Origin of the sequence: Phycicoccus duodecadis, assembly GCF_002846495.1 — a bacterium.
In the GTDB taxonomy this organism is placed as follows: Bacteria; Actinomycetota; Actinomycetes; order Actinomycetales; family Dermatophilaceae; genus Phycicoccus; species Phycicoccus duodecadis.
This window is the reverse complement of record NZ_PJNE01000001.1, coordinates 3,177,003-3,200,569: the sequence shown is the minus strand read 5'-3', so window position 1 is coordinate 3,200,569 and position 23,567 is coordinate 3,177,003. Positions and strand designations below refer to the sequence as shown.

26 protein-coding genes are annotated in these 23,567 nt (G+C 73.0%); 13 read left to right on the top strand and 13 right to left on the bottom strand.

Features of this window, described 5'->3' with window-relative positions; translation table 11 throughout:
- Window positions 1-341: 341 nt before the first annotated feature.
- Together ATL31_RS14840 and dapA are read right to left on the bottom strand one after the other, a co-directional pair.
- Window positions 342-2,027, bottom strand: a complete 1,686-nt coding sequence (locus tag ATL31_RS14840) for a ribonuclease J (RefSeq protein ID WP_101396599.1) — start codon at window positions 2,025-2,027, stop codon at window positions 342-344.
- Window positions 2,024-2,923 carry a 4-hydroxy-tetrahydrodipicolinate synthase gene (gene dapA / locus ATL31_RS14835; protein WP_101396597.1) on the bottom strand — a complete coding sequence of 300 codons (900 nt, stop codon included), beginning with the start codon at window positions 2,921-2,923 and terminating at the stop codon, window positions 2,024-2,026. Before dapA ends, ATL31_RS14840 begins: the two co-directional genes overlap by 4 nt.
- 108 nt (window positions 2,924-3,031) lie before the next feature.
- Here dapA and ATL31_RS14830 point away from each other — a divergent pair, with 108 nt between their 5' ends.
- Genes ATL31_RS14830 through ATL31_RS14805 form a run of 6 tightly spaced genes read left to right on the top strand, consistent with a single transcriptional unit; the run spans window position 3,032 to window position 6,675 of the window.
- The gene (locus tag ATL31_RS14830; RefSeq protein ID WP_101396595.1) at window positions 3,032-3,841 is read left to right on the top strand and encodes a thymidylate synthase; all 810 of its coding nucleotides are present in this window, start codon (window positions 3,032-3,034) and stop codon (window positions 3,839-3,841) included.
- On the top strand, window positions 3,838-4,305 hold the full coding sequence (locus ATL31_RS14825; RefSeq protein ID WP_101396593.1) for a dihydrofolate reductase: 468 nt from the start codon (window positions 3,838-3,840) through the stop codon (window positions 4,303-4,305). The genes ATL31_RS14830 and ATL31_RS14825 overlap by 4 nt, the downstream gene beginning before the upstream one ends.
- A 33-nt stretch (window positions 4,306-4,338) precedes the next feature.
- On the top strand, window positions 4,339-5,070 hold the full coding sequence (locus ATL31_RS14820) for an enoyl-CoA hydratase (RefSeq protein WP_101396591.1): 732 nt from the start codon (window positions 4,339-4,341) through the stop codon (window positions 5,068-5,070).
- A complete protein-coding gene (locus tag ATL31_RS14815; RefSeq protein WP_101396589.1) occupies window positions 5,070-5,666 on the top strand; it encodes a GNAT family N-acetyltransferase in 597 nt (198 codons plus the stop codon). Before ATL31_RS14820 ends, ATL31_RS14815 begins: the two co-directional genes overlap by 1 nt.
- Complete coding sequence (locus tag ATL31_RS14810; protein ID WP_101396587.1) at window positions 5,663-6,364, top strand: AzlC family ABC transporter permease; 702 nt, start codon at window positions 5,663-5,665, stop codon at window positions 6,362-6,364. Before ATL31_RS14815 ends, ATL31_RS14810 begins: the two co-directional genes overlap by 4 nt.
- On the top strand, window positions 6,361-6,675 hold the full coding sequence (locus ATL31_RS14805) for an AzlD domain-containing protein (RefSeq protein ID WP_101396585.1): 315 nt from the start codon (window positions 6,361-6,363) through the stop codon (window positions 6,673-6,675). Before ATL31_RS14810 ends, ATL31_RS14805 begins: the two co-directional genes overlap by 4 nt.
- Window positions 6,676-6,789: 114 nt before the next feature.
- Here ATL31_RS14805 and ATL31_RS14800 read toward each other — a convergent pair whose 3' ends face one another.
- From ATL31_RS14800 to dapB, 3 genes are read right to left on the bottom strand one after another with little or no spacing between them, the layout of a single operon-like run.
- The gene (locus ATL31_RS14800) at window positions 6,790-7,497 is read right to left on the bottom strand and encodes a sirohydrochlorin chelatase (RefSeq protein WP_101396583.1); all 708 of its coding nucleotides are present in this window, start codon (window positions 7,495-7,497) and stop codon (window positions 6,790-6,792) included.
- Window positions 7,490-8,743 carry a uroporphyrinogen-III C-methyltransferase gene (gene cobA, locus ATL31_RS14795; RefSeq protein WP_101396581.1) on the bottom strand — a complete coding sequence of 418 codons (1,254 nt, stop codon included), beginning with the start codon at window positions 8,741-8,743 and terminating at the stop codon, window positions 7,490-7,492. The genes ATL31_RS14800 and cobA overlap by 8 nt, the downstream gene beginning before the upstream one ends.
- On the bottom strand, window positions 8,740-9,489 hold the full coding sequence (dapB, locus tag ATL31_RS14790) for a 4-hydroxy-tetrahydrodipicolinate reductase (RefSeq protein WP_101396579.1): 750 nt from the start codon (window positions 9,487-9,489) through the stop codon (window positions 8,740-8,742). The genes cobA and dapB overlap by 4 nt, the downstream gene beginning before the upstream one ends.
- A 142-nt stretch (window positions 9,490-9,631) precedes the next feature.
- On the opposite strand from dapB, the gene ATL31_RS16580 reads away from it, so the two are divergent.
- Complete coding sequence (locus tag ATL31_RS16580; protein ID WP_170062509.1) at window positions 9,632-9,769, top strand: hypothetical protein; 138 nt, start codon at window positions 9,632-9,634, stop codon at window positions 9,767-9,769.
- A 61-nt stretch (window positions 9,770-9,830) separates the two neighbouring features.
- Here the strand turns inward: ATL31_RS16580 and ATL31_RS14785 are convergent, their stop codons facing one another.
- The 6 genes from ATL31_RS14785 to rpsO all read right to left on the bottom strand — a co-directional run bounded on the left by ATL31_RS14785 (window position 9,831) and on the right by rpsO (window position 15,143).
- Window positions 9,831-10,268, bottom strand: coding sequence for a hypothetical protein (locus tag ATL31_RS14785; protein ID WP_101396577.1), 438 nt, complete (start codon window positions 10,266-10,268; stop codon window positions 9,831-9,833).
- On the bottom strand, window positions 10,265-10,978 hold the full coding sequence (locus ATL31_RS14780) for a hypothetical protein (RefSeq protein WP_101396575.1): 714 nt from the start codon (window positions 10,976-10,978) through the stop codon (window positions 10,265-10,267). Before ATL31_RS14780 ends, ATL31_RS14785 begins: the two co-directional genes overlap by 4 nt.
- A gap of 11 nt (window positions 10,979-10,989) precedes the next feature.
- The gene (locus tag ATL31_RS14775) at window positions 10,990-11,304 is read right to left on the bottom strand and encodes a hypothetical protein (RefSeq protein WP_101396573.1); all 315 of its coding nucleotides are present in this window, start codon (window positions 11,302-11,304) and stop codon (window positions 10,990-10,992) included.
- A gap of 12 nt (window positions 11,305-11,316) precedes the next feature.
- Window positions 11,317-12,066: a hypothetical protein gene (locus tag ATL31_RS14770; RefSeq protein WP_101396571.1), complete on the bottom strand. Its 750-nt coding sequence runs from the start codon at window positions 12,064-12,066 to the stop codon at window positions 11,317-11,319.
- Window positions 12,067-12,233: 167 nt separating this feature from the next.
- Window positions 12,234-14,678: a polyribonucleotide nucleotidyltransferase gene (locus tag ATL31_RS14765; protein WP_101396569.1), complete on the bottom strand. Its 2,445-nt coding sequence runs from the start codon at window positions 14,676-14,678 to the stop codon at window positions 12,234-12,236.
- Between the two features lie 195 nt (window positions 14,679-14,873).
- On the bottom strand, window positions 14,874-15,143 hold the full coding sequence (gene rpsO / locus ATL31_RS14760) for a 30S ribosomal protein S15 (RefSeq protein WP_055811608.1): 270 nt from the start codon (window positions 15,141-15,143) through the stop codon (window positions 14,874-14,876).
- A gap of 1,364 nt (window positions 15,144-16,507) precedes the next feature.
- Here rpsO and asnB point away from each other — a divergent pair.
- Window positions 16,508-18,400, top strand: a complete 1,893-nt coding sequence (gene asnB, locus ATL31_RS14750) for an asparagine synthase (glutamine-hydrolyzing) (protein WP_101396565.1) — start codon at window positions 16,508-16,510, stop codon at window positions 18,398-18,400.
- Window positions 18,401-18,440: 40 nt separating this feature from the next.
- On the opposite strand, the gene ATL31_RS14745 is transcribed toward asnB, so the two are convergent.
- Entirely contained in the window at window positions 18,441-19,082 is a 642-nt protein-coding gene (locus ATL31_RS14745) for a TetR/AcrR family transcriptional regulator (protein WP_101396562.1), read from the bottom strand.
- 62 nt (window positions 19,083-19,144) lie between these two features.
- Between ATL31_RS14745 and ATL31_RS14740 the strand changes: the two genes are divergently transcribed.
- The gene (locus ATL31_RS14740) at window positions 19,145-19,642 is read left to right on the top strand and encodes a cupin domain-containing protein (protein ID WP_101396560.1); all 498 of its coding nucleotides are present in this window, start codon (window positions 19,145-19,147) and stop codon (window positions 19,640-19,642) included.
- Between the two features lie 24 nt (window positions 19,643-19,666).
- On the opposite strand, the gene ATL31_RS14735 is transcribed toward ATL31_RS14740, so the two are convergent.
- A complete protein-coding gene (locus tag ATL31_RS14735) occupies window positions 19,667-20,800 on the bottom strand; it encodes a substrate-binding domain-containing protein (protein ID WP_101396558.1) in 1,134 nt (377 codons plus the stop codon).
- Between the two features lie 15 nt (window positions 20,801-20,815).
- Here ATL31_RS14735 and ATL31_RS14730 point away from each other — a divergent pair, with 15 nt between their 5' ends.
- The 4 genes from ATL31_RS14730 (at window position 20,816) to fmdA (ending at window position 23,559) form a co-directional block, all read left to right on the top strand.
- The gene (locus tag ATL31_RS14730; RefSeq protein ID WP_245862521.1) at window positions 20,816-21,208 is read left to right on the top strand and encodes a MarR family winged helix-turn-helix transcriptional regulator; all 393 of its coding nucleotides are present in this window, start codon (window positions 20,816-20,818) and stop codon (window positions 21,206-21,208) included.
- A 98-nt stretch (window positions 21,209-21,306) separates the two neighbouring features.
- Entirely contained in the window at window positions 21,307-21,594 is a 288-nt protein-coding gene (locus tag ATL31_RS14725) for an FmdB family zinc ribbon protein (protein ID WP_101396556.1), read from the top strand.
- A gap of 41 nt (window positions 21,595-21,635) precedes the next feature.
- Window positions 21,636-22,256: an AmiS/UreI family transporter gene (locus tag ATL31_RS14720; RefSeq protein ID WP_101396554.1), complete on the top strand. Its 621-nt coding sequence runs from the start codon at window positions 21,636-21,638 to the stop codon at window positions 22,254-22,256.
- Between the two features lie 49 nt (window positions 22,257-22,305).
- Window positions 22,306-23,559: a formamidase gene (gene fmdA / locus ATL31_RS14715; RefSeq protein WP_101396552.1), complete on the top strand. Its 1,254-nt coding sequence runs from the start codon at window positions 22,306-22,308 to the stop codon at window positions 23,557-23,559.
- Window positions 23,560-23,567: the final 8 nt, after the last annotated feature.

Here is a 23,567-nt window from a genome sequence, read left to right as displayed (position 1 = left end):
CCCTGCGGTCGTGGCCCGTCCTGCCGGCCGGTCACGGGCCCGGACCCCCTGCGGCCCTGTCCCGTTCCCTGCCCTGCGGGAGGCTCCGGGCCCTGCGCCCTTGACCTCCAACTGACGAGTACTTTACGAACTCTTTACTCAGGCTGTCTGCTGATCGAACAGGTTACTTCCGAGTAGACCCCACTATTCCGTGACGCTGAGGGGGCTCGTGGTGTCGAGAAGGACCACTGTGATGGATGTTGCTGAGAATCTCTCAGGCTCCTCCGTCCGGGGACGCCGGAGGGGGCCCGCCGGTGGCGGACCCCCTCCGTGCACTGCCGCGCCCCGGCGGGGCGCCGCGCTCAGGCCTCGATGACCGTCGGGATGATCATCGGCCGGCGGCGGATCTTGCGCCCGACCCACGGCCCGATGGTGCGGCGCACCACCTGCTGGAGCTGGTAGGAGTCGGTGACCCCCTGGGCGGTGGCCTCGTCGAGGGCCTTGAGGATCTTCGGGGCGATCTCGTCGAACACGTCGTCGTCCTCGACGAAGCCGCGGGCGGTGATCTCGGGGCCGGCGATGATCTTGCCGGTGCTCGAGTCGACGACGACGATGACCGAGACGAAGCCCTCGTCGCGCAGGATGCGCCGGTCCTTGAGCAGGGTCTCGTCCGCCTCGCCCACGGAGGAGCCGTCGACGTAGACGTAGCCGCACTCGACCGCGCCGGCCACCCGCACCCGCCCGTCGACCAGGTCGACCGCCACGCCGTCCTCGACGACCACGACGTTGCGCCGGGGCACCCCGGTCGCGATCGCGAGCTCGGCGTTGGCCACGAGGTGGCGCCACTCGCCGTGCACCGGCATCACGTTGCGCGGCTTGACGATGTTGTAGCAGTACAGGAGCTCGCCGGCGCTGGCGTGGCCCGAGACGTGCACCTTGGCGTTGCCCTTGTGCACCACGACGGCGCCGAGGCGCATCAGGCCGTTGATCACGCGGTAGACGGCGTTCTCGTTGCCGGGGATCAGCGAGGAGGCCAGCAGCACGGTGTCACCGGCCCCGACCTCGATGCGGTGGTCGCGGTTGGCCATCCGCGACAGCGCCGCCATGGGCTCGCCCTGCGAGCCGGTGCAGACCAGCACGACCTTGTCGTCGGGCAGGTCGTTGAGCTGCTTGATGTCGACCAGCACACCGTCGGGCACCTTGAGGTAGCCCAGGTCGGCGGCGATGCCCATGTTGCGCACCATCGAGCGGCCGATCATCGCGACCTTGCGCCCAGAGCTCTGGGCGGCGTCGAGCACCTGCTGCACGCGGTGCACGTGGGAGGAGAAGCAGGCCACGATGATGCGGCGCTCGGCGTCGCGGAAGACCTTGCCGATGGCGGGCCCGATCTCGCGCTCGGGGGTGGTGAAGCCGGGCACCTCGGCGTTGGTGGAGTCGGTGAGGAAGAGGTCGATGCCCTCCTCCCCCAGGCGCGCGAAGGCGCGCAGGTCGGTGAGCCGGTTGTCCAGCGGCAGCTGGTCCATCTTGAAGTCGCCGGTGTGCAGCAGCGTGCCCCCGGAGGTGCGCACACAGACGGCCAGGGCGTCGGGGATGGAGTGGTTGACCGCCACGAACTCGCAGTCGAAGACCCCGAGCCGCTCGCGGTCGCCCTCGGCCACGGTGAGCGTGTACGGGGTGATGCGGTGCTCCTTGAGCTTGGCCTCGATGAGGGCGAGGGTCAGCTGGGAGCCGATGAGCGGGATGTCGGGCTTGAGGCGCAGGAGGTACGGCACGGCGCCGATATGGTCCTCGTGGCCGTGGGTCAGCACGATGGCCTGGATGCGGTCGAGCCGGTCGGCGATCGAGCTGAAATCGGGCAGGATCAGGTCGATCCCGGGGTGGTGGTCGTCGGGGAACAGCACGCCGCAGTCGATGACCAGCAGCTGGCCCTCGTGCTCGACGACCGTCATGTTGCGGCCGACCTCGCCGAGGCCGCCGAGGGCGGTGACCCGCACACCTCCCTTCGCGAGCGGTGCGGGGGTGTCGAGGTCGGGGTGCGGGTGGCTCATGCGTCCTTCGGGATGGGGAGGGTGGCGAGCGCCGCGCGGAGCAGGGTGAGGTGCTCCGGCGGTGACTCCACGAGAGGGAGGCGGACGGTCGCGTGCTCGATGACTCCGAGCTCGACGAGCGCCGCCTTGGCCATGATGGCGCCCTGAGAGGTCGACATGACGGCGTCGACGACGGGGACGAGGGAACGGTGCAGGGTGCGGGCCTGCTCGAGGTCGCCGCGGTCGACGGCCGCCACCATCGCGGCGTACTGCGCGCCGGCGACGTGCCCGACGACCGAGACCGTGCCGGCGGCACCGAGGGCCAGCAGCGGCAGGGTCAGGGCGTCCTCACCGCTGAACCACAGCAGGCCGGTGTCGGCCATGCTCCTGGTCGAGGCCCACAGGTCGCCCTTGGCGTCCTTGACGGCCACGATGTTCGGGTGCTCGGCCAGGGCCAGCAGGGTCTCGGGGGCGAACGGGATGCCGGTGCGGCCGGGGATGTCGTAGAGCATCACCGGCAGCTCGGTGGCGTCGGCCACGGCGCGGCAGTGCGCCACCAGGCCCGCCTGGGTGGGCTTGTTGTAGTACGGCGACACCAGCAGCAGCCCGTCGGCGCCGGCCTGCGCCATCCGCCCGGCCATGTGCACGGCGTGCGCGGTGTCGTTCGAGCCGCAGCCCGCGACCACCTTCGCACGCCCGGCGGCCAGCTCGACCACCCGGTGCACGGTGTCGACGCTCTCGTCGTCGGTGAGGGTCGAGGACTCGCCGGTGGTGCCGTTGACGACCAGGCCGTCGTGGCCGGTGGCCAGCAGGTGCTCGACCAGCGAGCCCAGCCCCCGCTCGTCGACGGCGCCGCCGGGCACCATCGGGGTCACCATCGCCGTCAGGACGCGGCCGAAGGGGGAGGGCGTCGTCATGTCCCCCAGAGTAGTGGTCCCGGCGGGGGGCCGGTGCGGCCCGGATCCGGGGCTCGGCGCGGCCCCGGCGCCTCCCCCGGCGTCGGCGCCCACGAGTAGTCTCGCCGCGTGCGCCAGTACCTCGAGCTGCTCGACCACGTCATGACCCACGGGGTCGAGAAGTCCGACCGCACGGGCACCGGTACCCGCAGCGTCTTCGGGTACCAGATGCGCTTCGACCTCACCGAGGGCTTCCCGGTCCTCACGACCAAGAAGCTGCACCTGCGCTCGATCATCGGCGAGCTGCTCTGGTTCCTGCGCGGCGACACCAACGTGCGCTGGCTCCAGGAGCGGCGCATCTCCATCTGGGACGAGTGGGCCGACGAGCACGGCGACCTCGGCCCGGTGTACGGCCACCAGTGGCGCTCGTGGCCCACGCCCGACGGCCGCACCGTCGACCAGATCGCCAAGGTCGTCGAGTCGGTGCGCACCAACCCCGACTCGCGCCGCCACATCGTCTCCGCCTGGAACGTCGCCGACGTCGACCACATGGCGCTGCCGCCGTGCCACACCATGTTCCAGTTCTACGTGCGTCCGGCGGCCGACGGCGGCCCGGCGTTCCTCGACTGCCAGCTCTACCAGCGCAGCGCCGACGTCTTCCTCGGCGTGCCGTTCAACATCGCCTCGTACGCCCTGCTGACCATGATGGTCGCGCAGCAGACCGGGCTGCGGGCGGGCGAGTTCGTGCACACCCTCGGCGACGCGCACCTCTACCTGAACCACCTCGAGCAGGCGGCCCTCCAGCTCACCCGCGAGCCCCTGGCGCTGCCCACCATGCGCATCACGGCGCGCGAGAGCATCGACGCCTACGACCTCGACGACTTCGAGCTCGTCGGCTACGAGGCGCATCCGTCGATCAAGGCCCCGATCGCCGTATGACGCGGGTCTCGCTCATCGCCGCCGTCGGCCGCAACGGCGTCATCGGCGCCGACGGGGCGATGCCGTGGCACCTGCCCGAGGACTTCGCCTACTTCAAGCGCACCACCATGGGGCACCCCCTGGTGATGGGGCGGCGCACCTTCGACGCGATCGGCCGGGTGCTGCCGGGGCGGCGCAGCATCGTCATCACCCGGCAGCCGCACTGGGCCCATCCCGGGGTCGAGACCGCGCACTCGCTGGCCGAGGCGCTGGCCCTGGCCGGGCCGACCGACGAGGTCTTCGTGGTCGGCGGCGGCCAGGTCTACGCCGAGGCCATGCCCTTCGCGCACCGGCTGCTCGTCACCGAGGTCGACCAGGAGCCTTCCGGCGACGTCCAGTTCCCCCCCATCGACCCCGGCCAGTGGCACGAGAGCGGGCGCGACCCGCGCGACGGCTTCGCCTTCGTCACCTACGACCGGCGCTGAGCCGGCTGCGACCCGGTGGGTAGGGTCGGGCCCGTGCCCGTCCACGCTTCCCTCGCCGACCAGGTCGCGGTCGTCACCATCGACCGGCCCGAACGGCGCAACGCCCTGAACCCGGAGGCCCTCGAGGAGCTGCACGCGGCGGTGGTCGAGGCGGTCGACGCCGGCGCCCGCGCGCTGGTGCTCACCGGGGCCGGCGGTCACTTCTGCGCCGGCGCCGACCTGACCGAGCTCGAGGACGTCGGGTTCACCCAACGGCTGGCCGAGGTCCTGCGCCACCTCGCGGCGGTGCCGGTGGTCACCGTGGCAGCGGTCGAGGGCTCGTGCCTGGGGCTCGGGATGCAGCTCGCGCTCGCCTGCGACGTGCGGGTGGTGGCCGACACCGCGCGGTTCGCCGTGCCGGTGGCGAAGCTCGGCCTGATGGTCGACCACTGGACGCTCGACCGGCTCGCGCGCCTCTGGGGCGAGGGTGCCGCGCGGCACCTGACCCTCACCGCCGCCGTGCTCGACGCCGACGACGCGTGGCGGCTGGGGTTCGCCCAGGAGCGCGGGGGCCTCGACGACGCGGTGGCCCTCGCGGGCCGCGCCGCCCGGCTGGCCCCGCTGACCCAGGCCGGCACCAAGCAGGGGCTCGGGGTGGCACCGGGCGACGACGCCGCGGTCTCGCGCTACGAGGCCGCCTTCGCCCGGGCCTGGGCCAGCGACGACCTCACCGAGGGGCGCGCCGCGTTCACCGAGCGGCGCGAGCCGCGGTTCCGGGGGCACTGATGAGCGACCACCCGCACGACCACGACCACGAGCACGACCCGTCCCCCGGGCCGCTGGCCGACGCCAGCGTGCGGCGCGCCCGGCCCAACGACGCCCCGGCGGTCGGGCTGGTGCAGGCCGTCGTCTTCCGCGACACCTACGGCTCCCGGCTGTCGCCCGAGGTCGTCGCGGCCTTCGAGCCCGAGCCGTTCGCCCGTGCCTGGCGCGAGAGCCTGACCCACCCCCCCGAGGGCGTCTACCGGCTGATGGTCGCGTGCGCGGGCGACCAGGTCGTGGGGGCGGTCGCCACCGGCCCCTCGCAGGACCCGGACGCCGAGCCCGCCTGGGGCGAGGTGAGCCTGCTGGCGGTGCATCCCGACGCCCGCCAGCAGGGGCACGGTTCCCGGCTGGTCAACGCCGCGGTCGACCTGCTGCGCGAGGCCGGGGCCGAGGCCGTCACCGTGTGGCTGCCCGCCGACGACGAGGCCACCCGCACCTTCCTCACCGCCTCCGGCTTCGGCCCCGACGGCGCCTACCGCGACCGCGTCGTCTCCCCCGACGGCGACGCGCTGCGCGAGGTCCGGCTGGTGGCCGGCATCGGCGCCGACGAGGGATGAGCGAGGCCGCCGACGCGCCGCTCGCGGACATCCGGCGCCGCGCGGTGCGGCGGCAGGCCCTGTCCGTCGGGATCGCGACCGGCGCCTACGGCATCTCGTTCGGCGCCCTCTCGGTGGCCTCCGGCCTGAGCATCTGGCAGACCCAGGCCCTCTCGCTGCTGCTGTTCAGCGGCGGGTCGCAGTTCGCCGTCGTCGGGGTGCTCGGGGCGGGGGGAGGCGGGGCGGCGGCCGTCGCGACCTCGACCCTGCTCGGGGTGCGCAACGGCCTGTACGGCCTGCAGACCTCGCGCTTCCTGGGGGTGGCCGGATGGCGCCGGCTCGCGGCGGCCCATCTGACCATCGACGAGTCGACGGCCGTGGGCGTCGCCCAGCCCGAGCGGCCGGCCCAGCGGCTGGGGTTCTGGGTCACCGGCATCGCGGTCTTCCTGGGCTGGAACCTGATGACGCTCGTCGGGGCGGTGGTCGGCAACGCGATCGGCGACCCGCGCACCTACGGGCTCGACGCGGCGGCGGCGGCGGCCTTCGCGGCGCTGCTGTGGCCGCGGCTGCGGGGCGGGGATGCCGCGGCGACGGCGGTGCTGGCCGCCTTCGTGGCGTTGCTGACCAGCCCGGCGCTCCCGGCGGGGGTGCCGGTCATCCTCGCGGCCCTGGCGGCGGTGGCCGTGGGGCTCGTGCCGCGCCGGCGGGTGGCCCGGTGAGCACCTGGACGACGGTCCTGCTCGCGTGCGCGGCCGCGTTCGCGCTCAAGCTGGCCGGCTACCTGGTGCCGGCGGCGTGGGTCGAGGGCGAGCGCCGGTCCCGGGTCGTGGCCCTGCTGCCGGTGGCGCTGCTCACCGCCCTCGTCACGGTGCAGACCCTGGTCGGCGACGGTGGCTCGCTGGTGCTGGACGCCCGGCTGGCGGCCCTGGCCGTGGCCATGGGGCTGCTGCTGCTGCGGGCGAACTTCCTGGTCGTGGTGGTGGGGGCGGCACTGACCGCTGGGCTGCTACGCGCGGTCGGCTGGTCCTGAGCCCCCGCTCCCGGGCTCGACCCAGGACCTTCTCGACGAGACCCCGGCTGCCAACCCTTGTCCGGTGCTCTTTTCGGGGTGACCCCGAAAAGCCGAGGGGGGCGGGGGCGGGCGTCAGGCGGGCTCCAGGGCGGCGCGGTAGCGGGCCACCACCAGGTCGGCCACGCGCGGGTCGGGCAGCAGCGGGCCGGTGACGGTGGCCGCGCCGCTGGCCTCGAGCCGGCGCTGGAAGAACCCCGGCGCCAGCAGGTACGACACCACCGTCACCGGGGTCGCCCCCTCGAGGCGCGCCCGGGTGACCGCGCACGCCACCGGGGGCCGCGGGCCGGCGGCGAAGGCCAGCCGCACGTCGCGCCCCAGCCGCTCCCCCAGCCGGCGCCCCGTCTCGCGCGAGCCGGCCTGCGCCCGCTCGTCGCTGGAGCCCGCCGGGACGAGTACCACGGACCCCTCGGACGAGGCGCGCGCCGCGGCCATCCGGTCGAGGAGGACGTCGACCAGCAGGTCGTCCGGGCCCAGCGCCCCGGTCACCAGCACGTCGGGGCGCCCCTGCACGGCCGCGGCCAGGTCGACCCGAACGTGGTAGCCGGCGGCCAGCAGCAGGGGCACCACGACGCCGGCCACCGCGCCGTCGGGGCGCCGCGGCAGGTCGGCCACGACGTCGGCGACCTCGGGGGCGTGCACGTCGACGTAGGCCTCGCGTACGTCGACCCCGGGCAGCCGGGCGGCCACCGCGGCGACGCACGCCCGCACGGCCGCGCGGCCCGCCGGGTCGCGCGTGCCGTGGGCACACACGACCAGCACCGGCGGGGCCGGCTCAGTCATCGGTGTCGGCGGCGTCCGGGGACACCGGCCGTGCCAGGGTCGCGCAGACCTCGTCGTCGAGGAAGCCCTCCGCGGCGACCCGTCCCATGACCACGATGGCCGGCGGGCGCACCCCGGCGTCGGCCATCACGTCGGCGGCGGTGTCGAGGCGGGCGCGCGTGACGCGTTCGTGCGCGGTCGACCCCCGCTCGATGGCCGCCACCGGGAGGTCGGCGTCGACCCCAGCGGCCAGTGCCGCGGCGCAGATGTCGGGCAGCGACGAGACCGCCATCAGCAGCACCACGGTGGCGCCGGCCGCGAGCGCCTCGACGGTCGCGGGGTCGGCCCCCGCGTGCCCGGAGGTGACGAGCACCGAGGTGGCGACGCCGCGCTGGGTGACGGGGATGCCGGCCAGCGCCGGCACCGCGAACGCGGAGGTGATGCCCGGCACGATCTCGACCATCACCCCGGCGGCGCGACAGGCGTGCACCTCCTCCCCGCCCCGGCCGAACACGTACGGGTCGCCGCCCTTGTAGCGCACGACGGTGCGCCCCGCGAGGGCGTGCTCGACCAGGATGCGGTTGATCTCGGCCTGCGGGACGGGATGGTTGGTCGGGCTCTTCCCGACGTCGACGACCTCGACGTCGTCGGGCAACTGGTCCAGGATGCCGGTGGCGCCGAGCCGGTCGGTGACGACGACGTCGGCGGTGCGCAGGGCCTCGCGGCCCCCGGTGGTGAGCAGGTCGGGGTCGCCCGGTCCGCTGCCGACCAGCACGACGCGGCCCTGCCCGGGCCGGCGCCGGCGCAGGTCGACCTCGCCCGCTGAGACGTGGCGCACGAGCGCGTCGCGCACAGCCGCCGCGCGGCGCGGGTCGGGCTCCTCGGTGCTGACCACGCCGATGGCGAGGTCGCCGTGCCGCCCGGCGGCGGCCATCCGCGCCGACCCGGACGCTCCGTCGGAGGCGTTGACGCACCAGGTGCCGGCGCCCTCGCTCCACGCGGCCACCTGGGCGTTCGTCGCCGGGTCGGACGTCGCGGCCACGACCAGCCAGGCGCCGTCGAGATCGGCGGCCCGCACGGCGCGCTCGACCAGCGCGACGTCGCCGTGCGAGGCCATCCGGCGCGCGTCGGCCGAGGGCTCGGGGTCGACCAGCACCACGCGGGCCGCGTCCTCGAGCAGCCGCCGGGTGCGCCGCACCCCGACCGCCCCGGCCCCCACGACCACCACACGCCGGCCGGCCAGGTCGAGCCCGACGAGGGTGGTCACCCGCCGAGACCGAGGTAGTGCTCGAGGCCGACGGTGAGCCCGGGGTGCTGCGGCACCTGCCGTAAAGCCGCCAGCACGCCGGTCATGAACGAGGCGCGGTCGAAGGAGTCGTGGCGCAGGGTGAGCATCTCGCCCGGCCCGCCCAGCAGCACCTCCTGGTGCGCGACCAGGCCGCGCAGGCGCACCGAGTGCACCGGGATGCCGTGCACGCGTGCTCCGCGGGCGCCGTCCGGGTCGTGGGTGGTGGCGTCGGGGACCGGCCCGACCCCGGCGGCCTCCCGGGCCGCACCGACGAGCTCGGCGGTGCGGGCACCGGTGCCGGAGGGGGCGTCGACCTTGTCGGGGTGGTGCAGCTCGACGATCTCGACCGACTCGAAGAACGGGGCGGCCCGGCGCGCGAACTCCATCATCAGCACCGCGCCGACGGCGAAGTTGGGCGCGACGAGCACACCGACGCCCGGCGCGGCGTCCACCCGGGCGCGCAACGTGGCCAGCCGGTCGTCGGACCAGCCCGTGGTCCCCACGACGACGTGCACGCCGGCGGCGACGCAGTGGGCGACGTTTCCGGGCGAGGCGTCGGGCACGGAGAACTCGACGACCACGTCGGCCCCGGCGAGGTCACCCAGGTCGTCGCCGACGTCGAAGCGACCCACGAGCTCGAGGTCGTCGGCCGCCTCGACCGCGGCGCAGACGGTCGCGCCCATCCGCCCCGCCGCTCCGATGACGGCCACCCGTGTCGCACCCATGCCACTCACTGTAGGGCCGGGTGGGAGGACCCCGCGGAGCCGTCCGGCACTCCGATGTTCACCGTTCGTTCACCTTCCAGGCCACTGCGCGGTAGAGTAGATGAACAGCAGGTGAACGAACGACCAACGAGAGGGGGCCGACATGAAGAAGGCCACCAGCACCACGACGCCGACCGGCCTCAGCGCTCGCTGGGTCCCCGTGCGCACCGACGACGGCCGGACGCGGATGGAGATGCGCTGGAGCGCACCCAGCATCCTGCGTCGCCACTCCGCCGCCTGACCCCGGCGCGACCACGCGAGGGCCCGCACCCGACGGTGCGGGCCCTCCGTCGTGTCGCTCGTCAGCGGGCCGGCGGAGCCGCGTCGGCGGTCCCCTCCCGCAGCTCGCGCAGGCCCTGGGCCCCGAGCCAGGGAGGCCCCACCGCGACCAGCGCCGTGAGCCAGGTCGTGAGCCACACCGCCATCGCGTCGCCCCCCACCAGCAGGAGGGCCAGCAGACCCACGACGGCCAGCGCCAGGGCCACCCCCGCGGCGACCCGGACGCCGGGGCGCAGCAGCAGGGCGGCCCGCGCCAGGTCTCCGCGGGCGAACCGCAGGTGCCCCGAGACCAGGACCACGTCGGCCACGACCCCGGCGACCACGAGCAGCCCCACCGCGACCGCGTGCCAGCCGGTGTCGCTCAGGGCGACGCAGACCACCCCCACGCCGGCCGTGGTCACGAGGGCCAGCAGGGTGCCGACGACCCGGGCGCGGGCCCGGCCGGTGGCGCCGGGGGTCACAGGCCCGTGGCCTTCGGCCAGCCGCCGCCGGGGAAGGCGCTGAGGTCGTTGAGCTTGCCCGACAGGATGCCCTTGGAGCTGTTGATGTCGGCGGTCAGCTTGAGCATCGCGCCGCCGAGCGCGGCCACCAGGACCAGGACGGCACCGGCGGCGATGAACGGCCCGGCCGGGGCGCCGAAGATCGAGGCGGTCGAGGCGATGGCGCCGATGAAGCCGACGATGCAGGCGGCGACGCCGGCCGCGAAGGCCGTCCAGAAGATGATGATCGAGGTCTGCATCTTGTCGAGCGCCTGGAAGACCCCCTCGCAGAAGCTCGACTTGATCTTGTCCATGGCGGCCTTCTGCGGGGTGACGGCCTGCCGGTAGGCGTCGGCCGCGGTGCCGCTCCACCGGTCGTCGGCCATCAGCCGGCCGGCGTCGACGAGCCCCGACTGCGAGCTGACCGGCCCGCCGACCCGGTTGTTCCAGGCCTGGGCGGTCTCGCTCAAGGCGCCCGGGCTCCCCGGGTTGTTGAGGTTCTCGTCGACCCAGGCCCAGAACTCGTCGAGCCTGCCGGTGAGGTGGTTCCAGCCGTCGTGGATCCTGTCGGCGATCCAGCCCAGCCCCCAGGGGATCTTCGACAGCACCCAGTTGAGCTTGTCCTCCAGGCTCTGGATCTTCTCCTGGAGCTGCTGGATGAGCTCGCGGGCCTTCTCGATGACGGGGTCCATGTCGCGCTCCTCTACTTCGGGTCCCACGCGCCGGCGAGCCGCCGCCGGGCCGCCTCGTCGTCGGTCTGGTACTGGTGGCGGACGTCGAGCAGGGCGGCGGCGACGTCGCCGGTGCTGGTCGAGCCCTCGTCGAAGAGTGTCGCGACCGTCGATCTCACCTGCTCGTAGAGCGCGACGAGACCGTTGCGGTCGGCGACGCCGGTGAGCTCGTGGGCGCTGAGGGTCAGGCCGGCGCACTCCGCCCGGGCCGTGCCGAGCGCGTCACTCACCCCGTCCCAGAGCGTGGCGTCGTCGCGCAGGGCGTCGAGGTCCGCTTGCAGTGTCATGGCGCCTCCCGGTCAGAGCCCGAGCCGCGCGGCGACGGCGTCCGGGTCGTTGAGCATGGTCTGGAGCCGGTTCAGGCGGCTGCCCGCCACCGCGTCGGCCACGGTGCGCCCGGTGAGCGCGCGCCGAGCGGCGGTGACGGCCAGCATCGTCTCGCGGCCGATGTTGGCGGCGTGCGCCCGCTGGAGCCAGGCGTCGTCGTAGGTGAGGGTGGTGACCTCGCCGGTGGCGGTCAGCTCGACCACGACGTGGCGGTCGCGCCCGCTCTCGCCCCGGACGGTCTCGGTCAGGACGGCGTCGACCTCGGCCGTGGCCTCGTCGACGCTGCGCAGGAGCTCGTCCATCACCTCGACCAGCGCGGCCTCGACGGCCCGGATCTCGGCCGGGGTGCGGGCCGAGCGGACCCGGTCCTCGAGCTGACCGGCCAGGGTGTCGTACAGCGCCGGGGCCGGCCGCAGCGGCGCCGGAGGCCCGCTGAGTGCGGTGTCGAGGCCGTGCCCCCAGTCCTCGAGGCGGCCGGCCGAGGCTCGGGCGATCGCGTCCTGCACGGCCGCCGGCAGCGCGTCGGCCCCCAGCCGCGAGCGCCAGCCCATCCCCACCCGCACGTCGTCGAGGTGCCCCTCGGGCGTCAGCCGCACCCGCACCTCGCCGCTCTCGTCGGTGCCCTCATAGGGCCGCCCCGTGGGGACCGCGGCGGCGCCCAGCGCCTGCGCGGCGCGGTCGAACCCGTCGCGTGTGTCGTAGAGCCGGTCGACCTCGTCCATGGCCGAACCCCTTCCCCGAGTGGTGTGTCCCGCGGCCAGCCTGGCATCGGCCTCGCATCCTGTCGACGGGGAGGACTCCCCGGCCCCTCCCCCACGACCACCCTCGCACACGACGGCGGCGCGCCATCCCCGAAGGGATGACGCGCCGCCGGTGTGCCGTGCGTCGGTCAGACGTCGGCCGGGGCGTCGCCGCCCTCGGACCGCTCGCCGGACTCCGAACGCTCGCCGCGACCGCGTCCGCCGCGACGGCGACGGGTGCGGGGGCGACGCTCGCCCTGCTCCTCGCCGGAGTCGGCGCCGCCGTCCTCGACCTCGGTGTCGTCGTCCTCGTCGACGTCGGCCGCGGGGGCCGGAGCCGCCGGGGCGCTGTCGACGGGAGCCTCGGCCGGGGCGTCGGCCGCAGCCTCGGCCGGAGCGTCGCCGCCCTGGCCCTCGGCGACGACGGCCGCCAGGCTCAGCTTGCCGCGCGGGTCGATCTCCTTGAGCTCGACCTGGATCTTCTGGCCCACCGCGAGGACGTCCTCGACGGCGTCGATCCGCTTGCCGCCGACCAGCTTGCGCACCTCGGAGATGTGCAGCAGGCCGTCCTTGCCGGGCAGCAGCGAGATGAACGCCCCGAAGGTCGTCGTCTTCACGACGGTCCCGAGGAAGCGCTCGCCGATCTCCGGCATCGTCGGGTTGGCGATGGCGTTGATGGCCGCGCGGGCCGCCTCGGCCGACGGGCCGTCGGTGGCACCGATGTAGATGGTGCCGTCGTCCTCGATCGAGATCTGGGCGCCGGTGTCGTCCTGGATCTGGTTGATCATCTTGCCCTTCGGGCCGATGACCTCACCGATCTTGTCGACCGGGACCGTGACGCTGATGACGCGAGGAGCGTAGGGGCTCATCTCGTCGGGCGCGTCGATGGCCTCGTTCATGACGTCGAGGATGTGGAAGCGGGCGTCGCGGGCCTGGGTCAGCGCGCCGGCCAGCACGTCGGCGGGGATGCCGTCGAGCTTGGTGTCGAGCTGGATGGCCGTGACGAACTCGCGGGTACCCGCGACCTTGAAGTCCATGTCGCCGAACGCGTCCTCGGCACCGAGGATGTCGGTGAGCGCCGCGTACTGCGTCTGCCCGTCGACCTCGGCCGAGACCAGGCCCATGGCGATGCCGGCGACCGGGGCGCGCAGCGGCACACCGGCGTTGAGCAGCGACAGGGTGGACGCGCAGACCGAGCCCATCGAGGTCGAGCCGTTGGAGCCGAGAGCCTCGGACACCTGACGGATCGCGTAGGGGAACTCCTCGCGGGTGGGCAGGACCGGCATGAGGGCACGCTCGGCGAGCGCCCCGTGGCCGATCTCGCGGCGCTTCGGCGACCCGACGCGGCCGGTCTCACCGGTCGAGTAGGGCGGGAAGTTGTAGTTGTGCATGTAGCGCTTGCGGGTGACCGGGCTCAGGGTGTCGAGCTGCTGCTCCATCCGGAGCATGTTCAGCGTGGTGACGCCCATGATCTGGGTCTCGCCGCGCTCGAAGATGGCCGAGCCGTGCACGCGCGGCAGGACCTCGACCTCGGCGCTCAGGGCGCGGATGTCGGCGAGGCCACGGCCGTCGATGCGGATCTTGTCGCGCAGGATGCGCTCACGGATGAGCTTCTTCTGCACGGAGCGGAACGCGGCCGAGAGCTCCTTGTCGCGGCCCTCGAACTGCGCGGCGAGCGAGGACTTCATCGAGTCCTTGATCTCGTCGATGCGCTCCTCGCGCTCCTGCTTGCCGGCGATCTGGAGGGCGCCGGACAGGTCGCTGGTGGTGGCGTTCTCGACCGCGGCGAACACGTCGTCCTCGTAGTCGAGGAAGACCGGGAACTCCTGGACGGGCTTGGCCGCGGTGGCGGCGAGCTCGGCCTGGGCGTCGCAGAGGGTCTTGATGAAGCCCTTGGCGGCCTCGAGGCCCTGCGCGACGACCTCCTCGGTGGGAGCCTGCTTGCCCAGGGTCTTGACCAGGTCCCAGGTCGCGTCGGTGGCCTCGGCCTCGACCATCATGATGGCGACGTCGTCACCGGCCACGCGGCCGGCCACGACCATGTCGAACGTCGAGCGCTCGATGTCGCTGAAGTTCGGGAAGGCGACCCACTGGCCGTCGATGAGGCTGACCCGGACGGCGCCGATCGGGCCGGAGAACGGCAGACCGGAGATCTGGGTGGACGCGCTCGCGGCGTTGATCGCGAGGACGTCGTACTGGTGGTCGGGGTTGAGCGCCAGGACCGTGATGACGACCTGAACCTCGTTGCGCAGGCCCTTGGTGAAGGTCGGGCGCAGCGGGCGGTCGATGAGACGGCAGGTGAGGATCGCGTCGGTGGACGGGCGGCCCTCGCGGCGGAAGAACGAGCCGGGGATCTTGCCCGCGGCGTACATCCGCTCCTCGACGTCGACGGTCAGGGGGAAGAAGTCGAACCCCTCGCGCGGGTGCTTCCCGGCGGTGGCGGTGGAGAGGAGCATCGTGTCCTCGTCCAGGTAGGCGCTGACGGCGCCCCCGGCCTGCTTGGCCAGGCGACCGGTCTCGAACCGGACGGTGCGGGTGCCGAAGCTGCCGTTGTCGATGACGGCTTCGGTGGCGGTGATCTCGGGACCCTCCATGGGCCCTCCTTTTCTAGTGATTCTCTGCGACCGCACGCATCGTCGTTGTGCGTGGGCGTGTCGTTCGCGGCACCCCGGTCGGGGGCCGGTCGTACTGTTCTCGCTCTTCAGTTGTGGGTTCTTCCGAGCGGGCCAGGCCCGCTCATGCGAGAAGGCGGCCCTCACACGGATGTGAGGACCGCCCTCTCGGAAGTCTCAACGACGCAGGCCGAGGCGCTTGATGAGCGAGCGGTAGCGCTCCACATCGATGCTCTCGAGGTAACGCAGGAGCCGGCGGCGGCGGCCGACCAGCAGCAGCAGGCCACGCCGGCTGTGGTGGTCGTGCTTGTGCTGGCGGCTGTGCTCGGTGAGGTCCTTGATGCGCTGGGTCAGCAGCGCGACCTGCACCTCGGGGGAGCCGGTGTCGCCCTCGGCGGTGCCGTACTCGTCGATGATCTGCTTCTTGACGTCGGTGCTCAGTGGCATGGGGCGACGACTCTCCTGTTCCTGGATTCTGCTGCGCGGCGCTCCCGGGCTGGTTCACCGGGGCTCTGTGGGTCCGCGGCCGATCTCACGGCAGTTCTCGAGATTACCAGCGGCGATACCGGGCTCCTAATCGGACACGGGTGGCGCGCTGGTGCTCGACGGCGTCCATCCTCCCGCACGTGCCGGGTGGTTGCGCCCCCCGCGCCCCCCGGCCACCACAACCCGGCACGTGCCGGGCTCGCGTTCAGGCGGTGCGCCGGTGGCGCGGGCGAAGTACCGGCGCCACTCGCCGGACCGGACGCCGACGTCCTCCCCGCGGGAACGCAGCACCTCGACGATCCGCGCCAGGTGGCCTCCGGCTCCTGGTTGAGCCCCGCGGAGGTGACGACCACCATCCGCCAGCCCCATCCGTCGAACTGCTCGCGCCGCCGGATGTCCTCCGCCCACTGCTCGGCGCTCTCGGCATGCTGGCGCCCGTCGTACTCGACGCTCACCTTCGCTGCGCGGTACCCGAGGTCCGCACGCCGGATGACGCGACCCTCGGCATCCGCGAACCGGAGGTTCACCTCCGGCTCCGGCAGCCCGGCCAGCACGCACAGCATCCGCGTCCGCGATTCCGGCGGTGAGTCGACACCGGCGCGGACGAGGGCGGCAGCCCGTCGAGCGAGTCGCCGGTGCCGACCGGGCGTGGCAGCGCCGGTGCGCAGCGCATCCGTCGTCACGACGCCGGCCTTGACCAGACTGTCCCCCACGACGACGAGCTCGACGAGGTCCAGGTCCTCCGCGAGGTCGAGGAAGGTGCGGACCGGCGCCGTCAGCCGTACACCGCGGTGCTCGACCACCCCCGAGCGGTCGCTCGACACGCGAGCGTCGATCTGCTCCACGTCCATCCGGTCCCCACTCCCGCGGGCGGGCGGCCCACGGGCGTCGTCCCGCGTTCGCGGAGGGTCGGGTCGCCGCGAGCGCGGCGGCGGGAGGCCGGAAGGTCGTGACATGGGTGTGCCAGTCGGGGGGCGGCGCACGACCCCACAGCGTGGCGGCCGTGTGGCGCGAGACCGCGGAGTCGGACGGTGCGATGAGCAGGGCCGCCTGCGCTCGGACCCGGGCATCGACGGGCAGGGACGCAGCGACGTACACGCCGCGGAACGGCTGCCGGTACCCGGGGCCGCGCAGCCGGCCAGGGGTCAGCCCGCTCGCCAGCCCCATCCGCCGACTCCCGCACGTGCCGGGTCGTGGTCGTCCGCCGCCGCCCGAGACCGCCACAGCTCGACACGTGCCGGGTCGTGGTCGTCGCCGGGGTGACGCCACGCGTGTCCCGGGTCCCGATGTGACCTGGGGCGGCCGGATGCACCAAGGTAGGACCCATGTGCGGACTCCTCGGGTTCATCTCCGCCCACGGCGACGCCGGGGCACTCGCGCCGGCGTTCGGGCCGGCGCTGCACGACATGCGCCACCGCGGCCCCGACGACGACGGCGTGTGGTCCGACGACGACGTCGTGCTGGGCTTCCGGCGCCTGTCGATCATCGACATCGAGAACTCCCACCAGCCGCTGGCCTACGCCGACGAGCGCTACCACATCGTCTTCAACGGCGAGATCTACAACTACGTCGAGCTGCGCGAGCGCCTGACCAGCGAGTTCGGCGCGCGGTTCCACACCGACGGCGACACCGAGACCATCGTGGCGGGCTACCACCACCTCGGCCCGAGCATCATCGGCGAGCTGCGGGGGATGTTCGCCTTCGTCATCTGGGACAGCCACGAGAAGGTGGCCTTCGGTGGCCGCGACCCCTTCGGCATCAAGCCGCTCTTCACCCTCACCGACGAGCGGGGCACCTTCTTCGCGTCCGAGAAGAAGAGCCTGATGGACCTCGCGCCGGAGCGCCGCGCCGTCGACACGCGCGCCCTCCAGCACTACCTCGAGCTGCAGTACGTCCCGGAGCCCGCCACCCTCACCGCGGGCATCGAGCGGGTGCAGTCGGGCACCTCGTTCACCCTGCGGCCGGGCGCCGCGCCGGCCTACGACCGCTACTTCCGCCCCGACTTCCGCCCGCAGCGCTCCAGCGACCCCGAGGCCCTCTACCGGCGCATCGCCGAGGCCCTCGAGGACTCCGTCGCCAAGCACATGCGCGCCGACGTCACGGTGGGGGCCTTCCTCTCGGGGGGCATCGACTCCACGGCCATCGCGGCCCTGGCCAAGCGGCACAACCCCGACCTGCTCACCTTCACCACCGGGTTCGAGCGCGAGGGCTACTCCGAGATCGACGTGGCCGCAGAGTCGGCGCGCGCCATCGGGGTCGAGCACATCACCAAGGTCGTCACGCCGCAGGAGATGATGGACATCCTGCCGCTCATCGTCTGGTACCTCGACGACCCGGTGGCCGACCCCGCCTTGGTGCCGCTGTACTTCATCGCGCGCGAGGCCCGCAAGCACGTCAAGGTCGTGCTCTCGGGCGAGGGCGCCGACGAGCTGTTCGGCGGCTACACGATCTACCACGAGGCGATCTCGCTGGCGCCGTTCGACAAGGTGCCCGGGCCGCTGCGCCGAGGCCTCGGGAAAGCCGCCACCGTCATCCCCGAAGGCGTGCGCGGCAAGGACCTGCTGCGCCGCGGCTCCAAGACCCTCGAGCAGCGCTACTACGGCAACGCCCGCATCTTCCGCCCCGAGGAGATGGGCTTCCTGCGCTCGTTCGACCCCGCGGTCGGGCACGCCGACGTCACCGCGGAGCACTACGCGGCCACCACGCACCTCGACGGCTCGACCCGGATGCAGTACATCGACCTGTTCACCTGGCTGCGCGGCGACATCCTGGTCAAGGCCGACAAGATGACCATGGCCAACAGCCTCGAGCTGCGCGTGCCGTTCCTCGACACCGTGGTGTTCGAGGCCGCCGCCGGGCTCGCGGTCGACGAGAAGCTGACCCAGGGGACGACCAAGTTCGCGCTGCGTCGCGCGATGGAGCTCATCGTCCCCGCGCACGTGCTGAACCGGCCCAAGCTCGGCTTCCCCGTCCCCATCCGGCACTGGCTCAAGGACGAGATGTACGACTGGGCGCGCTCGATCGTCAACGAGTCGCAGGCCGACGCGCTCATCGACAAGGACGCCGTGCTGCGGATGATCGACGCGCACCGCGCCGGCCCGCACGACCACTCGCGCAAGATCTGGACCGTGCTGGTGTTCCTGCTGTGGCACGGGATCTTCGTCGAGGACCGCATCCACCCGGACGTGCCCGAGACCGTCTACCCCGTCCAGGTCTGACACGGGGCGGGATGCCGCGACCGCGCACGCCCGGCCGCCGTCACGCCAGCAGGGTGCGCGCCCACACGTCGCGCAGGTGCGCCGCGTAGTCCTGCGGGCCGCGGCCGCCCGCCGTGGCGAGCCGGTAGTACTCCGGCGCGTTGGTCATCCAGAGCCGCTGCGCGACCTCCTCGTCGTCGAGGTCGCCGCGCAGCCCTCCCCCGGCCCGCAGGTCGGCGGCCATCGCGAGCATCCCGGCCCGGCGCCGGCCCTCGAGCCCCTCCCACACGGCGCGGCACGCGGGGTCGTGGGAGGCCGCGTCGCGCAGCGCTTCGGCCAGCGGCACCGAGTGCGGCAGGCGGTCGGCCAGCGCCTCGGCGTAGAGCTCGAGCTTCTCGGCGGTGGATGCGGCGGCCCGGATCCAGGCCACGTAGTCGCGGTCGCGCGATGCCGTGCCGTCGCGGCCGCCGGCCAGGGCGCGGTCGTGCACGGCCAGGAGCAGCTCGGGCTTGCGCCCCACGCTGGCGTAGACGGTGTCGACCGAGACCCCGGCGGTGCGAGCGACGGCAGCCACGGTGGTGCCCGCGAAGCCCGAGCCGGCGAAGAGCGCGGCCGCCGCGTCAAGGATCGCGCTGCGGGTGGCGGCCGCCCGCTCGGCCCGGGCGGGTGAGCGGTAGAGGCGGGTCTTGACCGGTCGGGACACGGGTCCTACCGTAGCAACATTCGTCCGAACTATCTTCGGACCAATTTCTCGAGAGGGTCGTCATGGCCGGTCACGTCGTCGTCCACCACGCCGGGGAGGGCCCGGGCACCTGGGCCATGGGATCACTGTTCGAGCACCTCGTCGGCGCATCGGCCACCGGCGACGCCTACGGGGTCTCGCTCGTCACGCAGCCACCGGGAGTGGCCACGCCCCTGCACCGGCACACCCGCGAGGCCGAGGCGTTCTTCGTGCTCGAGGGCCGGCTCGACTACCGCGCCGACAACACGACGCACGAGCTGGCGGCGGGCTCGTTCATCCACCTGCCGCTGGGCGTCCCACACGCGTTCCGCATCAGGGGCGACTCCCCCGCGCGCATCCTGGCCATCACGGCGCCGGGCGGGCTGCTCGACCTCTACGACGAGGTCGGCGTGCCGGCGACCGCGATGCGGGTGCCGGGCGAGGGCGAGGGGCTGTCGATGCCCGACGAGATCGCCCGCTGGAACGAGGTCGGGCCGCGCTACGGCCTCGAGGTGGTGGGGCCGCCCATCCCGGTCGGCTGAGCGCGCCGGCCCCGGGTGCCCCCGCTACCGGCTCCCGGTGCTCACCCGGGCGACGACGTCCAGGTCGACGCCGTCGGCGACGGCGAGGTGCACCGGATGCCGAGCCTCCCCCGCCCGGAGCTCGACCGTGCCGTGGGGCGAGTCCCAGGCCCACGACGAGAAGGCGCGCCGGGCGTCGTGGACCGTGGGGATGCTCCGCCCCGCGATGCCGGCCAGCAGGTGCATCCCCGAGTAGGTCGTCTCGGCCATGGTGCCCGGAGACGGCGCCACCGAGGTACCCAGCGGCTCGGCTCCGCAGACGAGGTCCCAGGCGCCCCTGAACTTCCGGGCGAACTCCACCGCCGACGCCGTGCCCAGCGACGAGAACCAGCCGGCCGACACGAAGAGGTTCTTGGTGGCCTGCGCCCCGGTGGCGAGGACGACGGTCTCGTCGATGAAGGGGCTGAACCGGACGATGCTGTCCGCCAGGTCGGCCTCGGCGAAGGCCCGGTTGAACCGCACGGCATCGGAGCCGACGAGGAGGGTGATGACGCCTTCGGCCCCGGTGTGCACGATCTCGTCCAGGACGGAGCCCCACACGGTGGGGCTCTCGGTGCCCAGCGGCACGAACCGGCACCTGAGCACCCCGATGTCGAGGCCCCTCAGCCCCTCGAGGGTGCGCGCCGCCGTCTCGCGCGGCCACACGTAGTCGTTGCCGACCAGGTACCACCGACGCAGGCCGAGCTCCGTGCGCAACCAGCTCAACGAGGCCAGGATCTGGTCCCCCGGGACCTCTCCGCTGCACAGCACGCCGTCGCTGCTCTCACCACCTTCGTAGGCCGCCGCGTAGACGTACGGCGCGCGGCCCTGCACGACCCGGGCGATGGACTGCCGCAGGTTCGAGAGGTGCCAGCCGGTGATCGCGTCGATCTCGTCGGCGGCCAGGAGGGCACCGATGTGGCCCGCGACGACGTCGGGATCGCCACCGGCATCCACGTGGACGTACCGCACCGAGCGGCCGGCGACGCCTCCGGCGGCGTCGATCTCGGCGGCGGCGAGCTCCGCCGCGGCGAGGCACTCGAGCCCGAAGATGCCGGCCGGGCCGGACCGCGGCAGGACGAGGGCGACGCGGTAGTCCGAAGCACTCGGGCGGGGTCGACCCCCGTCGGGAGCAGGCATTGCCATACTGGGCATGTGAGTCCGCGTCCTTCCCACACCGTGTCGAACCGTGAAGAGCACCTGCTCTCGGTTCTGCGCGTGGCCGCCGAGGCGCAGTCGCAGCTCGAGAGTGCCTTGCGCCCGCTCGATCTTACGGTAGACGGCTGGCGCGTGCTCATGACGATTCGCGCGGCGCCCGGCGCCTCCATGGCGGAGGTCATCGAGGCGCTGGTCATCCCGGCGAGCTCGGCCACCCGCGTCGTGGACGGGCTTGTAGATCTCGGCGCCGTGTTCCGGACGCCTGCCCCCGAGGACCGTCGACGCGTCACCCTGAGGCTCTCGGCCGAGGGAGTGCGAAGGCTCCGCCGGGCACAGGACGTGATCCGCGCGATCGAGCCGCGGGACCTCGGGTCACCCCTGCCCGACTGACCCACCCGCAGGCTCTGGACAGATTCTCCGACTCCCTCTACGCTCCGGATATTCCCATTTGGGAATATCCCGTTTGGGATCGTGTCTCGGAGGTAGCCATGGCCACGTACGAGTTCCTCTGTCCGCGCGACGGCGTGATCACGGCGCGGCTGCCCGTCGGGCGGGCTCCTGCGTCGCTCACCTGCCCCGAGTGCGACGACCCCGCGAGACGGCTGTTCAGCCTCCCGCAGGTGCTGACCGGCGACTCCCGCTCCCGCCGGATCATCGCCGCCACCGAGGCCAGCGCCAGTGAGCCGGCGGTGGTCACCGCGCTGCCCGGCCGGCACCGGCCCCCCACCAGGAGGCCCTCGGCCGACCCCCGGACGGCGAAGTTGCCCGCGCCCTGACTGTGTCGGCCGGCCCAGCCTCGATCTCGGCAAGGAGAACCATGGCAAACGTAGGACTTCTGTACGTCGGCGCGATCCTGTTCATCAACGGATGCGCGCTCCTCGGTTGGGTCCGGGGTAATGGCGCCGTCCCCCTGAACATCTTCGTCGGGCTGCTCCAGGTCATCACCCCCACGTACCTGATCTTCACCGCGGGTGGAGACACCGACATCATCTTCGGGGCCTCCGGGCTCTACCTGTTCGGCTTCACGTACCTGTACGTCGCGATGAACACCATCTGGGGGTTCGAGGCGACCGGACTGGGCTTCTTCTCCCTCTTCGTCGCCGTCGCGGCCGTCGGCTACGCCGTCGTCAACGTGATCGCCTACCAGGACTACGCGTTCGGCGTGATCTGGCTGCTGTGGGCCTACCTCTGGTGGCTGTTCTTCCAGCTGCTCGGACGCGACCGCGTGGGCCTCACCGCGTGGACCGGTGCGGTCGCCGCGGTCGAGGGGTGGTTCACCGCCGCGGTCCCGGCGTTCCTCTTCCTCACCGGGTGGTGGGACGCCCTCCCGAACGCCGTCTGGGCGGTCATCGTCCTCGTCCTCAACGTAGGGGGGTTCCTCCTCGCCAGATCCCGCCTCGGCTCCCTGTCCCCGGCGACGGCTCCCGCCACCGCCTGACCCTTCGTCCGGCGGCACCAGCCGCCCAGTCACCAGAGGAGAATCCGCCATGCCAGAGCTCATCTTCCCGCTCGACTCGACCAAGAAGTTCACCGACCAGAAGTACCTGGGCCACAACCGCTGGCACCCCGAGGTACCGGCCAACGTGCACGTCAAGCCGGGCGACACCTTCCGGATGGACTGCCGGGAGTGGTTCGACGGCGCCATCGTCAACGACGACTCCGCCGACGACATCCTCAACGCTCCGCTCAACACGGTGCACGTCCTCTCCGGCCCGGTCGCCGTCGAGGGCGCCCAGCCCGGCGACCTCCTCGTCGTCGACATCCTCGACGTGGGTCCGATCCCGCAGGAGGACAGCGGCCCCCTCGCCGGCCAGGGCTGGGGGTACACGGGCATCTTCGCCAAGGAGCACGGCGGCGGCTTCCTCACCGACCAGTTCCCCGACGCCTACAAGGTGATCTGGGACTTCACCGGAGGGGTGGCCACCTCCCGCCACGTCCCCGGCGTCTCCTTCGTCGGCATCGTCCACCCCGGCCTCATGGGCACCGCTCCCTCGGCCGAGCTGCTCGCCCGCTGGAACACCCGCGAGGCGGCGCTCATCGCCACCGACCCGAACCGGGTCCCGCCGCTGGCGCTGCCGCCGGAGCCGGACTCGGCGATCCTCGGGACGCTGCCGCAGTCGGAGTACGCGAGGGTGGCGGCCGAGGCGGCCCGGACCGCCCCGCCCCGCGAGAACGGCGGCAACCAGGACATCAAGAACTTCACGAAGGGGTCCCGGGTCTTCTACCCGGTCTTCGTGGAGGGCGCGAACCTCTCGATGGGCGACCTGCACTTCTCGCAGGGCGACGGCGAGATCACCTTCTGCGGCGCCATCGAGATGGGCGGGTTCATCGACCTGCGCGTCGACATCATCAAGGGTGGGATGGAGACCTACGGCGTCTCGGAGAACGCCATCTTCATGCCCGGCACGACCGACCCGCAGTTCAGCGAGTGGCTCGCGTTCTCGGGCACCTCGGTGACCCTCGACGGCGAGCAGAGGTACCTCGACTCGCACCTGTCGTACCAGCGGGCTTGCCTCCACGCGATCGACTACCTCACGAAGTTCGGCTGGTCGCCGGAGCAGGCTTACATGATCCTCGGCGCCGCCCCCATCGAGGGCCGGCTCTCGGGCGTGGTCGACATCCCGAACTCGTGCTCGACGGTGTACCTCCCCACGTCCATCTTCGACATCGACATCCGGCCGTCGAGCTCCGGGCCGGCGCAGATCGACCCCGGGATGGGCGTCCCCCGGTCGTCCTTCTGACCCACCGA